This is a genomic window from Streptomyces sp. NBC_01176 (assembly GCF_045039825.1).
Lineage (GTDB): Bacteria > Actinomycetota > Actinomycetes > Streptomycetales > Streptomycetaceae > Streptomyces.
The window spans coordinates 5,927,095-5,942,953 of the sequence record NZ_CP108600.1 but is presented as its reverse complement, the minus strand read 5'-3'; the positions used below and the strand labels follow the sequence as shown (position 1 = coordinate 5,942,953).

Genomic DNA, 15,859 nt, shown 5'->3' with positions numbered 1-15,859 from the left:
GTTTCCGGGCTGTGGCCGCGAGTGACCGGAGCGGAACGTTGCTCTCACCAAAGAGCGGGGGCGACGGTGAGGAATTCCCGGCGTGCCGTCGCCTCTCCGCCCGGGTTCAGGCCCGGTGGCCGCCTCCTGACGGTGTCTCGGGCCGGCCCCGGTGGCTGCCCCGGGAGGCACCGCCCCTCGACTTCGCTCCGTTCGGCCACAGCCGTGGGCTGCGCTTCGCCGCGATGTCCTCGATCCAGCCGAAGGCCAGGACGGCCAGGCCGATGAGCGGCCACACCAGGACGAACGTCCACAGCGTGTACGTCGCGTCCAGCGCCGCCGCCGCGCGGTCGCTGTCCATGAAGGGAAGGCTGTACACCCGGTCGAGGATCGGGACCGTGGCCATGATCAGCATGTTGTGCCACAGATAGATCGTGACCGCGCGGTTGTTGGACAGCGTCACGAGCTTGTCCCACCTGGCGAGGCGGCCCGGCAGTTCCTTCCAGGACGGGCTGTACTGGAGCAGGATCACCACGAAGCCGAAGGACCACAGCGCGTCGGCCAGCGGGATGTCGTTCAGGTCCCAGCCCTCGGAGCCGAGATGACCCGAGGCCCACCACAGGGCGAAGGCCATCACCAGTGTCGAGCCCGAGATCGCGAGGTAGCGGGGGACCTTCACCAGCATCCCCTCGTGGTGGGCGAAGCCGAGGACCCAGCAGCCGCCGTAGACCGCGAAGTCGGTGACGGCGTTGCCCGTCTCGCCCGGGATGGTGACCAGCCCGGTGCCGACCACCGCCGTCAGCGCGAGCGGAGCCAGCAGGGTCGCCCAGGGAACGCGGCGGAACGCCCACAGCAGGAGCGGGGACGCGACCACGAACCACAGGTAGGCGCGCAGGTACCAGAGCGGGCCCGCGCCCTGTTCCGCCCAAGTGGAGTCCAGCAGGCCCGAGTCGGAGCCGGCGTGCGCGGGGTACGGCGGGGCGCCGACCGGGACGATGTAGTTGAGGACGTCGGCGACGCCCCAGACACCGCCGCCGGTGTCCGGGTCGTGCGCGGGGTTCCAGCCGCCCGCGAACATCAGGGCCAGCACGACCGCGCTGAAGGCCCAGAGCGGAGGCAGCAGACGCCGCACGCGCCCCCGGATCACACTCCACGCGGGACGGCTCAGCGAGCGCGCCATCAGCGAGCCCGCCAGCGCGAACATCACGCCCATGGAGGGGAACAGGATCGACAGCCACGCCCAGCCGAAGAGGTGGTAGACGACCACCCGGACCAGGGCGATCGAGCGCAGCAGGTCGAGGTAGCGGTCGCGGCCCGGCTTGACGGCCGCCGCCGTGGGCGCCTGCGCGGGCACCGCCACCGGTTCGGTGCGGACGCGGGGGGCACCCAGGGGCGGGGTCGCACCCGCCGTGTACTCGTGCGTCGTCATGCGACCGGCCTCCGGTCCTTCCCGCTCTCGCTCCGTGCCGTCCGCTGCCGCGGGATCGCCCCGGGCGCCTCCACCACGCCCGTGCGCCGGAGCTTCTGCCAGCGCAGCCGGCCTCCGGTGAGAGCGGTGATCCAGGACTGGATCAGGACCATGTACATCAACTGCCGGTAGAGGATCTGCTGGAGCGGGAGCGATATGAGGTGGGTCATGCGCTCGCGGTCCAGCCGGAAGGCGTACGCCGCGCAGACCGCCTGGACGGCGAGGACACCGAGCCAGGCGATGATCGTCTTCTGCGTCGGACCGAACACCACCCCGTAGAGCAGGAAGACGTCGATCAGCGGGGCCAGCAGCGGGGCCAGCACCATGAACAGCGCCACCAGCGGCAGGCCCACCCGGCCGAAGCGGCCCGAGGGGCCCTTCTCCACGACGGCCCTGCGGTGTTTCCAGATCGCCTGCATCGTGCCGTACGACCAGCGGTAGCGCTGGGACCAGAGCTGCTGCACGGACTCCGGGGCCTCGGTCCACGCGCGTGCCTTCTCCGCGTACACCACCCGCCAGCCGTCGCGGTGCAGGGCCATCGTGATGTCGGTGTCCTCGGCGAGCGTGTCGTCGCTCATGCCGCCGACCCGGTCCAGGGCGGACCGGCGGAAGGCGCCGACCGCGCCGGGGATGGTCGGCATGCAGCGCATGATGTCGTACATCCGCCGGTCGAGGTTGAAGCCCATCACGTACTCGATGTGCTGCCAGGCCCCGATGAGGGAGTCGCGGTTGCCGACCTTCGCGTTGCCGGCGACCGCGCCGACGCCCGGGTCGGCGAAGGGCTGCACCAGTTCACCGACGGTGGCCGGTTCGAAGACGGTGTCACCGTCCATCATCACGACGATGTCGTGCCGGGCGTTGGCCACACCCCGGTTGAGGGCCGCGGGCTTGCCCGCGTTCAGCTGGCGCACGACGCGGACGTTCGGCAGCCGCAGGTCCTCGACGATCCGGGCGGTGCCGTCGCTCGAACCGTCGTCGACGACCACGACCTCGACGGGGTGCTCGCTCGCCATGAGGGAACGGACCGTGTTCTCGATGCACTTGGCCTCGTTGTACGCCGGCACGAGCACCGACACCGGTTCGGTGACCGGGACCGGGCCCCAGCGGAAGCCGTCGCGGCGCACTCGGCGGGCGTGTGCGGCGGAGAGCACGAGCATCATGCCGAAGCGGGTGAAGACCAGGACGCCGATGACGGCGATGCCCGCGACCAGCACGTCGGTGATGTCGTCGGAGGCCCCCACCAGGTGGATCCAGGCCCTGCCCTTCCACAGGTCGAGGCCGGTGACCGGGGTGTGCGCACTGGGGGCGTCCAGCGCCTCGGTGAGGTTCTGGAACTCGTAGCCCTGCCGCTGGAGTCCGGGCAGGAACCTGTCGAGCGCCTCCACCGTCTGGTGCCGGTCACCGCCGGAGTCGTGCATGAGGACGATCGCGCCCTTGCCGCCCTTGGGCGTGGCACGACGGATGATCTCGTCGACGCCGGGCTTCTGCCAGTCCTCGCTGTCGGTGTTGTTGACGACGGTGATGTAGCCGCGGGAGCCGACGTACTTCGTCACCGGCCAGGACTTGTTGTCCATGGCGTCGGCGAAGGAGGAGTACGGGGGGCGGAAGAGGGAGGTCCGGATGCCCGCCGCGCCCTCCAGGGCCAGCTGGCTCTGCGACAGCTCCCAGTCGATGCGCCCCTTCGACTGGTACGACAGGTCGGGGTGGTTGAAGGTGTGCAGGCCGACCTCGTTCCCCTCCTCGACCATGCGCCGCACCAGCTCCGGATAGCGCGAGGCCATGGTGCCGGTGACGAAGAAGACGGCGTGCGCGTGGTGCTTCTTGAGGACGTCGAGGACCTTGGGCGTCCACTTCGGGTCCGGGCCGTCGTCGAAGGTGAGGACGAGCCGGTGGTCGGGGACGCCGAGGCTGGTCGTGCGGCCGCCGCGGGTGTCGATGACGGGGCCGCCGTCGAGGATCTTCTCGGGCACCTTGTCGGTGGCGGCCTCGGGCTGGATGCGGTGGTCGGCGAGGATCTCGCTGTGGACGTAGCCGCGCAGCATCAGCATCGCGAGCAGGGCGACGAGGAGCAGCGAAGGCAGCAGGAAACGCATCGGCAGCCGTCGGCGCCGGGCGTCGGGAACCGGGCGCCGCGCACGGGGAGCGGACCCGTGCGCGCTGGTGCGGGAAGCCATCAGACGAGGTTCTCCGGAGACGGGGTGCCGGTGGTGCCGGGCGCGAGGTCCAAGGGGTGCGGCTCGACGGGGCCGTCGGCGACGGTTCCGCCGCCACCGGCGGTGGGGCTCTGCGAGGTGCCCGCGGAGGGGTCCACCGACGGGCTGGGGTCGGGAGAGCTGGACACCGGCAGGGACGGTTCGACGACCGGCTCCTTGGTGGTGCTGGCGCTCGGCTTCGGCCCGGTGGTCGTGGACGCCGAGGGCTTGGGGTCCGCGGAGGTGCCCGACGGCACGGCGCTGCCCGAGGCGGCGGGCGTCGGGGCGACGCCCGCCGCCGGCGTGGTGCCGTCGCCGACCACCGCGCTCGCGCCGGGTGTCACGCCGCTGCCCGCTTCGGAGGGCTGCACCGAGTCGGTGGGCAGCGGTGAGGTGTGGACCTGGCCGGCCGGTGGGTCGTCCTCCTGCCCCGGCACGGGCAGCCAGGGCGCGTTGGAGTTTCCGGACAGCAGCGTGGCGACGATGACCACGGCGTACACGGCGCAGGCGATGCCGACCAGGATGCCGAGGCGGCGGAACCTACGGCTGCGGCGCCCCGACTCGTCGACGAAGACCGGTCCGTCCGAACCGTCCGGAACACCGGGAGTGACCGTGGTCCGGTCGACGAGCCGGTCCTCCAGCCGGCGTCCGGCTCCGTCGAGCTGGACGGTCACCTCGTGGGGATCGTGGGTGTGGTCCGGCTCCTCCGGCCGCTCCCAGGGGACGGCGGCGAAGGCGGCACGGGGGCCGCTCTGCGGCGGACCGCCGGCCGCACTCCGGTGACTCACGTCGGCCGGGCGGTCCGCGCCGGCCGGTCGCGCGGCCGCGATCCGGCCGCCGCCCACCGTCGCCGACCGGTCGTCTCCGGACCGGCCCTCGACCTCACCACGAGGCTCCGAACCCGTCGGGCTCGCCCCGGACGTCGGACGGTCCGCACCCGTCGAGGTCTCCCCCGGGATCGGACGGTCCGCACCCGTCGGGCTCTCGCCCGACACCGGCCGGTCCACCGACGCCGAGCGGTCCGGCGGCATCGCACGGTCCGCCCAACTCGGCCGGTCTACGCGGAATCTGCGGTCCGTACCGAATCTGCGGTCCGCACCTATTCGGCGTTCCACCCCGATTCGGGGTTCCGTCCCGGTTCGGGACGGCGTCGCAACACCCCACTCCACCGCAGCTCCACGAGCTGTTTCGGCATCGTGTTCGATCTCGGTCTCAGATTCCGCTTCCGCGGCGCGCGAGGTCTCGGAGCCGATTCCGGCCTGCGGCCAGGTCGACGTCGCCTGGGCCGCGTCGGGCCAGACAAAGGGCTCTTCGGGGCCGTCCGACGTCGCGTCGCCGGCCGGCCGCCGTTCCGACGGATCAGGACCGGGCCCCTCCACCTGATCATCATTCCGATGATCAGGTTGGGCTTCTTCTCGCCACTTCTCCACGTGCACGTGCATCCCCCCAGGGACGGATTTCGGGGTGCGCGCACGACGCCAGGAACTACTGGCTCGCCGTCCGGAACGGGCCCCCACCCGTTCCGAGCGCCCCCTTTACCACAATGAACCCGGAAGATGAATGTAGCGCACGTAGAGGACCGGTGTGGTTATGTGTCAATCCTGCCCCGTCATGATGTCCGCGTCGCTGGCCGGAATCCAACTGTCCATCGGGCGTCGCAACCAGCCTTCCTCCGCCGCGAGTTCGACCGCCGCCCGCCGCAGGGCATCCAATCCGGGATGCTCCAGCCCCCTCCGCCACACCAGCGACACGGGCGAAAGGGGAACGGGATCGATCAGAGGTCTGCGCACGGTTTCGGACATCATCGGAAAGTCCACGACGGCCAGCACCGGGTTCCGCTTCTTCGCCATGATCCGCCGGAACTCCTCGACTCCGAGGGCCACGGGCGCGGGGGGCGCCAGCGCGATCCCACGTCCCTCGAAGAGGTGACGCGCCAGGTCGGTCCACTCCAGCGTCCGGGGATTCCCCGCGCCGGCGTACACGGTCTCGCCCGCCAGCGCGTCCAGCGGCACCGCGTCCAGGGCGGCGAGGGGATGGTCCTCGGGCAGGACGACGGCCATCGGCTCGTACCGTACGGGCTGCTGTGCGAGGCCGGCCCGGACCGCCGGACCGAGGCCCGCGAACCGTCCGAACGACGCGTCCAGGCGCCCGGCGAGCAGCTCCTCGGCCGCACCGGTGAGCCCGCTCTCGAAACGGGCCATCAACTCGCGGTCCGGGGCGAGCGAGCGGGCCCGGTCCAGGACGCGCCCGCAGCTGAGCCCCGGGGAGTTGACGTCGACCAGCAGCGGCCGGTCCGGGCCGTTCCCCGCGAACGCGGAGAGCAGGGCCTCGTTCGCCTCCAGCACCCGCCGCGCGTACGGCAGCAGGCGCTCACCGTCCGCCGTCAGCGTCACCTGCCGGGTCGTCCGCACGAACAGCTCCGCCCCGAGGTCCCGCTCCAGCCGGCGGACGTCGCGGCTCAGGGCCTGCTGGGCGACGTACAGCCGGGCCGCGGCCCGCGTGAAGTGCAACTCCTCGGCGACGGCGAGGAAGGCGCGCAGCAGACGGGGGTCGGGGTGGGCGCCGGGCCGGAGTGCGGGACGAGGGGCGGGACGGCAGGCGGGAGGCACGGTGCGGGATGCGGCCGAGGGCCGTTGACCAGGCATCACGCGAATTTACAACGCGGATGCGTGAATCACCGCCGAACAGGTGTTGGACCGCTCGCCCCACCCAGGGCGACGGTGGGCCCATGCCGCGACAGCCCTCCGAGCAGGCACGTACGCCACCGCTCCCCGTCACCGGCGCCGGCCCGGCGCCCGCCGCCCCGGACGTCCGCCCCCGCCCCCTGAAGACAACCCGACCCACCCGCACCCCTCGGACCACCCGCACCTCCCGAAACCCGTACCACCGCCTCTTCGCCGTCCCCGGCGCCCGTGCCTTCACCCTCGGGAACCTGCTCGCGCGGCTGCCCATGGGCATGTTCAGCGTCAGCGCGGTCGTCATGATCGCCGGGGCGCGCGGCTCCTACGCGCTCGCCGGTGCCGTGACGGCGACGGGCCTCGCGGCGACCGCGCTGATCGCCCCCTGGACCGCGCGTCTCGTCGACCGCCACGGTCAGGCCCGGATCGCCGTGCCCGCCACGGCCTTCGCCCTGCTGGGAAGTCTGGCGCTGCTGCTGTGCGTGCGCTTCGGGGCGCCCGACTGGACCCTGTTCGCCGCGTACGCCGCCACCGCCACCACGCCCAACACGGGCGGCATGTCGCGCGCCCGCTGGGCCCACCTCTTCCGGGACGACCCGGACGCCGTGCACACCGCGAACTCCTTCGAACAGGCCGCGGACGAGCTGTGCTACATGCTGGGCCCGGTGTGCGCGGCGTTCCTGTGCACCACGCTCTTCCCGGAAGCGGGGACGCTGGTGGCCGGGATCCTGCTGATGACCGGCGTCCTGGTCTTCGCCGCCCAGCGCGCCACGGAACCGCCGCCCCAGCGGCACCCGAGGTCCAAGTCCCCCGTCCTGGCCCCCGGAATGCCTCCGCTCCTGCTCGGCTTCCTCGCCACCGGAGCGGTGTTCGGTTCGATGGAGGTCGTCACGATCGCGTTCGCGGACGCGCAGGGGCACCGGGCGGCCGCCGGCGCGGTGCTCGCTCTGCAGGCCGCCGGCTCGTGCGCGGCGGGGCTGCTGTACGGAGCCCTGAAGCCGGCCGGCCCCGCCGAACGGCGGCACCGGCTCGGTCTCGCCGCCATGACGGTCACGATGTCCCTGCCGCTGCTCGCGGCCTCGCTCACCGGTTCGCTCCCGGTTCTGGCGGGCGCGCTGCTCCTCGCCGGGACCGCCACCGCGCCGACCATGGTCACCGGTATGGCGCTCGTCCAGCGGCGCACGCCCGAGGGCCGCCTGAACGAGGGCATGACGCTCGCGGTGACGGGTCTGCTCGGCGGGATCGCCTGCGGCTCGGCGGCCGGGGGATGGGTGGTGGAGCGCTTCTCCTCGACAGCCGGATATGTCGTGCCGGTCGTGGCGGCGGCGACCGCGTTCACGCTCTCGGCCCTGATATCAGGGCGTTTTCGAGGGAGTTCACCGACTTTTCGAGGGAGTGCGCCGTCCGGCGGGTCGAACCCGTGCGCCAATTACGACGCACCCCATTGACGCGCCCAGGGCCCCCACATACCTTCCCCCGTCGAAGCGCTTCGACGTCACGCATCGAATCGATTCGACGACTGCTGCGTGACGGCTCCGATCCCCATCCGACTCCCCGGAGGCAATGGATGTCGACGACACGAAGGCGTGTGGTGGCGACGGCGGCGGTGACCCTGACGGGCGCCCTGCTGCTGGCCTCCTGCGGCAGCTCGGACAGCGGTGCGCCGGACGGCAAGACGCTGAGACTGTGGCACTACGAAGGACCGGACAGCGCGATGGGCGTGGCCTGGAACGAGGCCATCAAGGAGTTCGAGAGGACCCATCCGGGCGTCAAGGTGAAGTTCGAGGAGAAGGGCTTCGAACAGATCCAGAAGACCGCGCCGATGGTCCTGAACTCGAACGACGCGCCCGACCTCATGGAGTACAACAAGGGCAACGCGACCGCCGGACTGCTCTCCAAGCAGGGGCTCCTCACCGACCTGACCGCGGAGGCGGCCAAGCGCGGCTGGGACAAGAAGCTCAGCGCGGGTGTGCGCACCACCAGCCAGTACGACACCAACGGGGTCATGGGCTCCGGCAAGTGGTACGGCGTGCCCAACTACGCCGAGTACACGATGGTGTTCTACAACAAGGACCTCTTCAAGAAGTACGGCATCGCGGAGCCCGCCACCCTCGACCAGCTCACCGCCGCCATGGACACGTTCGTGTCGAAGGGCATCACCCCGCTGGCCAACGCGGGCGCCGAGTACGTGGCCCAGCAGTACCTGTACCAGCTCGCCCTCTCCAGGGCCGACCGCTCGTGGGTCGACAAGTACGAGCTCTACAAGGGCAGGACGGACTTCCACGACGCCGCGTGGACGTACGCCGCCACCACCTTCGCCGACTGGGTGAAGAAGGGGTACATCAGCAAGAAGTCCACCTCGCTCAAGGCCGAGGACGCCGGCGTCTCCTTCATCCAGGGCAAGAGCCCGATCCTGTTCAGCGGCAGCTGGTGGTACGGGCGCTTCCAGGCGGAGAGCAAGTTCGACTGGGGCACCTTCCTCTGGCCGGGCAGCGATCTCACCCTCGGCTCCGGCGGCAACCTCTGGGTCGTCCCGAAGGGCGCCAAAAACAAGGACCTCGCCTACGACTTCATCGACATCACCATGTCGCGGAAGATCCAGAACCTGCTGGGCAACAAGGGCGGGGTCCCGGTCGGCGCCGACACCGCCGCCATCACCGATCCGAAGGCCAAGACCCTGATCGCCGACTTCAACACGCTCTCCGGCAAGGACGGTCTGGCCTTCTACCCGGACTGGCCGGTCGCCGGCTTCTACGACGTCCTCGTCTCCGAGACCCAGAAGCTGATCACCGGGAGCGAGAAACCGGACGCCTACCTGAGCGCGCTGCAGACGGCGTACGACAAGGGCGCGCCGAAGACATGACGGCCACCGTCGAACGGGGCGGCCAGGTGGTCCGGCGGCACCACGGCCGTACGGACCGCCCGCGCCGCCCCCGCTCCTCCTACGCCCTCTTCCTGCTCCCCGGCGCCCTCGCCTTCCTCGCGGTGATCGTCGTCCCGTTCCTGATGAACACCGGTGTGAGCTTCACCGACTGGCAGGGCGTCGGCTCCCCGAAGTGGTCGGGGCTCGCCAACTACCGCGAGCTGATGGACGACTCCGAGTTCTGGGCGTCCTTCCGGCACAGCCTCTTCATGGTCGTCGCGATGGCCGCCGTACCGACGGCTCTCGGGCTCGTGCTGGCCGCCGCACTCTTCGACTTCGTCGGCAAGCACTTCGGCACCAGGATCGCCGCCGTCCTGCGTGCCTGCTTCTACCTCCCCCAGGTCCTGCCCATCGCCGTCGCCGGCATCGTCTGGAGCTGGATCCTCGCCCCCGACGACGGCTCCCTGAACGCACTGCTGAAGGCGGTGGGCCTCGGCTCGCTCCAGCGGGACTGGCTCGGCGACCCCGACCTCGCCCTCTACAGCGTCATGGGCGTGATGGTGTGGGTCCAGATCGGCTTCCCGCTGGTCGTCTTCATGGCGGGTCTGCAACGCGTCGACCCGCAGCTGTACGAGGCGGCGGAACTGGACGGCGCGGGCTGGTGGCGCCGTTTCGGGCACATCACGCTGCCGCAGATCCGCCCGGAGATCTACGTCGTCCTCCTCTGGTGCACGATCGCCGCGCTCAAGGTGTTCGGCGCGGTGTACGTCCTCACGAAGGGCGGTCCCGGCGGCGCGACCGACGTGCCGTCCTACTTCTCCTTCACCACCTTCTTCGAGAAGACCCAGGTCGGCTACGGCGCCGCGATCTCCACCGTGCTGACCGTGATCATCCTCGTCCTCGCCCTGATCGGCCTGAAGCTCCAGACCCGTGCCGAGGACGCCGAGGAAGGACTCCGCGCATGACCGCCGTACGCCGTTATCCCGTCCTCGTGGCCCTGATCATCGCGGCCCTGTTCATGGTGCTGCCGTTCGCCATCGTCGCGGTCAACGCGGTCAAGTCCCCCGCCGAGTACGCGTCGAACGGGCCCCTCGGCCTGCCCCACGGCCTCTACCTCGACGGACTCGAGGACTTCTGGCAGCGCGTCGACTACGGCCAGAAGCTGGTCAACTCGGTCCTGATCTCCGGTTCGGTGGCGATCGGTGCCGCCGCGCTGTCCGTCCTGAACGCGTACGCGATCGGCATCGGCCGGATCAGGGGCCGCACCTGGGTCCTCGCCTTCTTCGTGCTGGCGAACATGCTGCCGCAGGAGGCGCTGGTCTACCCGGTCTACTACCTGAGCAAGCAGGCGGGCCTCTACGACACCCGGCTCAGCGTGATCATCGTGTTCACCGTCGTCCAGGCGGCTTTCGGCACGTATCTCCTGTCCTCCGTCCTCGGGCAGTTCCCGCGCGAGATCATCGAGGCCGCCCGGATCGACGGGGCGGACAAGTGGCAGGTGCTGTGGCGGATCGTGGTCCCCGTCAGCCGCCCCACCCTCGGCGTCCTCCTGGTCTTCTTCTTCATCTGGACCTGGAACGAGTTCCTGCTGCCGCTGGTCATGCTGATCTCCAACGACAACCAGACGGTGTCGGTGGCGCTCGGCGTCCTCCAGGGCCAGCGCCTGATGGACGCGACCATGACCAACGCGGCGGCCCTCCTCGGTGTGCTCCCCGCGATCGTCTTCTTCCTCGTCTTCCAGCGGACGCTGACCCGCGGCATCGCCGTGGGCGCGGTCAAGTAAGGGGTGTGGGCGTGAAGTTCACCGACGGCTACTGGCTGCTGCGCGAAGGCGTCACCGCGGCCCACCCGGTCGAGGTCCTCGACGTGAGCGCGTCCGACAGAACCCTGGAGATCCACGCGCCGACCCAGCCCATCCGCCACCGCGGCGACCTGCTGAAGGGACCGGTCGTGACGATCAGCGCGCACGCGCCGATGCCGGACGTCATCGGCGTGACGTTCACGCACTTCCAGGGCGAGGAACCGCGCGGTCCCCGCTTCGAAGTCCACCGGAGCGAGTTCTCCCCCCTCGTGGAACACGACGACGAGCACGCGACGCTCACCGCGGGCGCCCTGTCCGTCCGGGTCGCCCGCACCGCCCCCTGGCACATCGACTTCCTCGCCCACGGCCGCGTCCTCACCACCAGCGGCCCCAAGGGCATGGGCATCATGCGGGACGCGGCCGGCGCCCACTATCTGCGCGAGCAGCTGAACCTCGGGGTCGGCACCCAGGTCTACGGCCTGGGCGAGCGCTTCGGCCCGCTCGTCAAGAACGGCCAGGTCGTGGACATGTGGAACGCCGACGGCGGCACCGCCACCGAACAGGCCTACAAGAACGTGCCGTTCTATCTGACGGACGCGGGCTACGGAGTCTTCGTCGACCACCCGGGCCGGGTCTCCTTCGAGGTCGGCTCGGAGGCGGTGTCGCGGGTCCAGTTCAGCGCCGAGACACAGCAGTTGACGTACTACGTGATCCACGGACCGAGTCCGAAGGAGATCCTGAGCAAGTACACGCGGCTCACCGGCCGCCCGGCCCTCCCGCCCGCCTGGTCCTTCGGCCTGTGGCTGTCGACGTCCTTCACCACCTCCTACGACGAGGCCACCGTCACCTCCTTCATCGACGGCATGCGGGAGCGCGAAATCCCGCTCTCCGTCTTCCACTTCGACTGCTTCTGGATGCGCGAGTTCAACTGGTGCGACTTCGAGTGGGACCCGCGCGTGTTCCCCGACCCGGCGGCCATGCTGACCCGGCTGAAGGACAAGGGCCTGCGCATCTGCGTCTGGATCAACCCGTACATCGCGCAGCGCTCCCCGCTCTTCGCGGAGGGCAAGGCCCTGGGCCATCTGCTCAGGAGGCCCGACGGCAGTGTGTGGCAGTGGGACCTGTGGCAGCCGGGCATGGCGCTGGTCGACTTCACCAGCCCCGCCGCCCGCGACTGGTACGCCGCCAAACTGGAGGCACTGCTCGACCAGGGCGTCGACTGCTTCAAGACCGACTTCGGCGAGCGGGTCCCGGTCGACGTGGCGTACGCCGACGGCGCCGACCCCGAACGCATGCACAACTACTACACCTACCTCTACAACCGCACCGTCTTCGAGGTGCTGCGGGGGCACCGGGGCGAGGCGGAGGCCGTCGTCTTCGCCCGCTCGGCGACGGCCGGCAGCCAGCAGTTCCCGGTGCACTGGGGCGGCGACTGCGAGGCGACGTACGCGTCGATGGCCGAGTCACTGCGCGGCGGGCTGAGCCTCGGCCTGTCGGGCTTCGGCTTCTGGAGCCACGACATCGGCGGCTTCGAGGGAACGCCGCCGCCGGCCCTCTTCAAACGGTGGATCGCCTTCGGACTCCTCTCCTCCCACAGCCGGCTGCACGGCTCGTCCTCCTACCGGGTGCCGTGGCTGTTCGACGAGGAGGCCGTGGACGTGCTGCGGCTGTTCACCCGGCTGAAGCTCGGCCTCATGCCCTACCTGTACGAGGCCGCCCGCGCCGCGCACGCCGAGGGGGTGCCGATGATGCGGGCGATGGTGCTGGAGTTCCCGGACGACCCGGCCTGTGCGCAGCTGGAGCGGCAGTACATGCTGGGCCCCGACCTGCTGGTCGCGCCCGTCTTCAACGACGAGGGAGACGTCTCCTACTACGTGCCGGACGGCACCTGGACGCATCTCCTCACCGGGCGGACGGTGACCGGTCCGCGCTGGGTACGCGAACGCCACGGCTTCCTGAGCGTGCCGCTGCTGGTGCGGCCGGGCGCGGTGATCCCGGTGGGCGCGGTGGACGACCGGCCCGACTACGCCCACGCCGACGGGGTCACCCTGCGCGCGTATCGCCTGGAGCGCGGCGCCCGGGTGACGGTGCCGGTGGGCGGGGTGACCTTCACCGTCGTCCGTGAGGGCGACACGCTGCGGGCCTCGTCGAGCGATCCGGCGGCACCGTGGGGGCTGGCGGCGGACGGGCGGGAGGTGCGGGCGGAGGCGGGGACGGGCTTCCTGTCCCTGGTGCCGGGCTCCGAACCGGAGCCGGAGCGGGGTCCGGTGTCCGAGTGATGGTGAAGATCAACGATGTTGCGCGGCACGCCGGGGTCTCCCCCAGCACCGTCTCCTACGCGCTGAGCGGCAAGCGCCCCATCTCCGAGGAGACCCGGCAACGCGTCGAGGCCAGCATCCGCCGGCTGGGCTACCGTCCGCACGCCGGGGCGCGCGCCCTCGCCAGCAGCAGGTCCAACGTCCTGGCGCTGGTGGTGCCGCTGAGGGCGGGCATCCACGTGCCGGTGGTGATGCAGTTCGCGGTGTCGGTGGTGACGGCGGCACGGCGGCACGACCACGACGTCCTGCTGCTGACGCAGGAGGAGGGCGAGGAGGGGCTGCGGCGGGTCGCGGACACCGCGCTGGTGGACGCCCTGATCGTGATGGACGTCCAACTGCACGACCCCAGGCTGTCGTTGCTGCGCGCCCTGGACCGGCCCTCCGTCCTCATCGGGTTCCCTTCCCGGCCCGCCGGGCTCACCTGCATCGATCTGGACTTCAAGGCAGCGGGTGAGCTGTGCGTCGAGCTGCTGGCGGGACTCGGGCACCGGGTCGTGGCGCTGGTCGGGTCGCCCCCCGAGGTGTACGTGCGGGGGACGGCGTTCGCCCAGCGCGTGGTGGAGGGCTTCACCGCCGCCGCCGACCGGTGCGGACTCGCGTCCTCCGTCCACCCCTGCGACGCCTCGCCCGCCACCGCCCGCCGGGTCGCCGAACGGCTCCTGCGCGAACAGCCGGCGCTCACCGGCGTCGTCGTCCACAACGAACCGGTCCTGGAACCGCTGATCGACGCCTTCGAGCAGCTCGGTCTGCGTGTCCCCGCCGACCTCTCGGTCACCGCGATCTGCCCGGACGAGCTCGCCGAGAACGTCCGCGTCCCCGTCACCTCCGTCACCCTCCCGTCCACCGAGGTGGGCGCACGGGCGGTGGAACTGCTGATGAGGAAGCTGGGCGGCGCCGACGTCCCCGAGGCCACGCTCCTCGCGCCCCGGCTGACGGAACGCGCGAGCACCGCGCCGCGCGCGCCGACCTCTTGAGGGACCGTGCCCCCGAGGAGAGGCGGGGGACGGAGTCCGCGTACGACCGCGCGCACGACCCTCGCCGCTCCCCTTCATCCGGCACCGAGACGGGTCAGCGAGCCTCGGTGAGGTGATCCACGTCGGAGACGTGGTACGCGCCGTACCCGATGCGCTCGCCGATCGCGCCGTACCGGTCGTACTGCTCCTGGGTGAGCGGCACGGACAGCTCGATCAGGACGCGGAGGAACAGCCGGAACCCGAGATCGGGATCGATCCGGGTGACCACGTGCTCCAGCGCGTCCGTGACGTCCACGGCGAGAACGGGACGCCAGTGGGGACTGATGACCCTGACCATCACCGTGGACGCCACCTCCCGGACTTCCCGCAGCACCACGTCGGCGAGCTCGGTCCGGGCGGGCGCCACGACGGGCCTGTACGCGGGGGCGACCTCCCGCAGCCGCTCCCGGCACACGTCCGCGATCAGCCGTAGCCAGTCCCGGCCTTCGACGGGCCCCGGCACACCCGAGGCTCCGCCCCACAGCGCGGACAGCGCGGCGTCGGGCAGTGCGGACCCCAGCAGCCGGAGCGTGTCCTCCAGGAGGACGGCCGCCGCGGAGCCCGGGGTCTGTCCGACGTCGTCGCCGTCGGCCGCGCTGCGGATCTCCTCCCGGCTCGCACGCCAGTCCCAGTGGGCCTTGCCGGCGAGGCCGGACAGCCCGAAGTCCCAGGTGGTGTCGCGACGGGCGGGGTCGAGGGGCGGCCACACGATGTCGAGACCGGAGTCGACCAGCGCGGAGCTGTGACCGAACCTTTCGGCGAGCGCCTGCAACCGGTCGTACCACTCCTTGTCGATCCGTACGGAGTGGGTCTTCAGAGCCCGCAGGAAGAGCCGGAAGCCGAGTTCGGGAACCCGGGCGGCCACCTCTTCCAACGCGCCCGGAGTGTCGGGGGAAGGGAAGGAACCCGCCGACCGCTCGCGGCAGAACCGTATCTCCGCGACGACGTCGTCACGCACCTCGTCGGCCGCCGGCGGCCGGTGATCCCACAACGCGGAAGGTGCCGGCCGCCGCCCGGGGATTCTCCGGTGAGGGCGCGCGACGCAGATCCCGTCGACGCGCCGCAGCCAGTCGCGGGCGCTCATGCCGTGCGCCGCGGGATCCCACGCGCCCCCGGCGGCGGCTCGCCACACGGTCCGGATCGCCTCGTCCGTCAGCGGCGACTCGACGAGCCCGCGCACGTCCTCGCGCAGATCGTCGGCGTACCCCCACTCGTCGTGGCTGATGTCAAAGCCGAGGATGCTCCGCTCGTCCGCACTGAGATGGCCGACGCCGTCCACGGCGCATTCGAGGTCGTACGCGTCGAGCTTCGCCGTGACGAGGCCGAGTGCCGCGCCGGTGTCCTTCGGGGCGGGTGAGAGGGTGAACGCCTCGGTCAGCCCACTGAGCCCGAAGTCCGCGTCGTAGTCCACGTAGTACGGCTCCTGCCGTCCCGTCACGGTCGTCCCTCCACCTTCCTGATCGACCGGGCCGACCCCTCGACGCCGAGCGCCCGGCGCTCGAAGCCCCTCGGGGGGCGTCCGCATCGAGCCCCGTCGGGACCATCCG

General features: G+C 71.1%; 11 protein-coding genes. 6 read left to right on the top strand and 5 right to left on the bottom strand.

From position 1 onward, the window contains the following. Window positions 1-106: 106 nt before the first annotated feature. From OG199_RS25600 to OG199_RS25585, 4 genes are all read right to left on the bottom strand, one after another. Window positions 107-1,408 (bottom strand): acyltransferase, encoded by a 1,302-nt coding sequence (locus tag OG199_RS25600; protein WP_405831444.1) that lies wholly within the window; start codon window positions 1,406-1,408, stop codon window positions 107-109. Further along, entirely contained in the window at window positions 1,405-3,621 is a 2,217-nt protein-coding gene (locus tag OG199_RS25595; protein ID WP_405831442.1) for a glycosyltransferase, read from the bottom strand. The genes OG199_RS25600 and OG199_RS25595 overlap by 4 nt, the downstream gene beginning before the upstream one ends. Beyond that, complete coding sequence (locus OG199_RS25590) at window positions 3,621-4,427, bottom strand: hypothetical protein (RefSeq protein ID WP_356799078.1); 807 nt, start codon at window positions 4,425-4,427, stop codon at window positions 3,621-3,623. Before OG199_RS25590 ends, OG199_RS25595 begins: the two co-directional genes overlap by 1 nt. Before the next feature lie 807 nt (window positions 4,428-5,234). Further along, on the bottom strand, window positions 5,235-6,284 hold the full coding sequence (locus OG199_RS25585) for a LysR family transcriptional regulator (protein WP_405831440.1): 1,050 nt from the start codon (window positions 6,282-6,284) through the stop codon (window positions 5,235-5,237). A gap of 83 nt (window positions 6,285-6,367) precedes the next feature. Here OG199_RS25585 and OG199_RS25580 point away from each other — a divergent pair, with 83 nt between their 5' ends. The 6 genes from OG199_RS25580 (at window position 6,368) to OG199_RS25555 (ending at window position 14,273) form a co-directional block, all read left to right on the top strand. Then, the gene (locus OG199_RS25580; RefSeq protein WP_405831439.1) at window positions 6,368-7,765 is read left to right on the top strand and encodes an MFS transporter; all 1,398 of its coding nucleotides are present in this window, start codon (window positions 6,368-6,370) and stop codon (window positions 7,763-7,765) included. 119 nt (window positions 7,766-7,884) lie between these two features. After that, on the top strand, window positions 7,885-9,180 hold the full coding sequence (locus tag OG199_RS25575; RefSeq protein WP_405831437.1) for an ABC transporter substrate-binding protein: 1,296 nt from the start codon (window positions 7,885-7,887) through the stop codon (window positions 9,178-9,180). Beyond that, a complete protein-coding gene (locus tag OG199_RS25570) occupies window positions 9,177-10,145 on the top strand; it encodes a carbohydrate ABC transporter permease (protein ID WP_401804295.1) in 969 nt (322 codons plus the stop codon). The genes OG199_RS25575 and OG199_RS25570 overlap by 4 nt, the downstream gene beginning before the upstream one ends. Continuing rightward, entirely contained in the window at window positions 10,142-10,963 is an 822-nt protein-coding gene (locus OG199_RS25565) for a carbohydrate ABC transporter permease (RefSeq protein WP_356799087.1), read from the top strand. The genes OG199_RS25570 and OG199_RS25565 overlap by 4 nt, the downstream gene beginning before the upstream one ends. Before the next feature lie 11 nt (window positions 10,964-10,974). Further along, window positions 10,975-13,260 carry an alpha-xylosidase gene (gene yicI, locus OG199_RS25560; RefSeq protein WP_405831434.1) on the top strand — a complete coding sequence of 762 codons (2,286 nt, stop codon included), beginning with the start codon at window positions 10,975-10,977 and terminating at the stop codon, window positions 13,258-13,260. Next, a complete protein-coding gene (locus tag OG199_RS25555; protein WP_405831432.1) occupies window positions 13,260-14,273 on the top strand; it encodes a LacI family DNA-binding transcriptional regulator in 1,014 nt (337 codons plus the stop codon). The genes yicI and OG199_RS25555 overlap by 1 nt, the downstream gene beginning before the upstream one ends. Before the next feature lie 94 nt (window positions 14,274-14,367). Here OG199_RS25555 and OG199_RS25550 read toward each other — a convergent pair whose 3' ends face one another. Beyond that, a complete protein-coding gene (locus OG199_RS25550; RefSeq protein WP_405831430.1) occupies window positions 14,368-15,750 on the bottom strand; it encodes a hypothetical protein in 1,383 nt (460 codons plus the stop codon). Window positions 15,751-15,859: the final 109 nt, after the last annotated feature.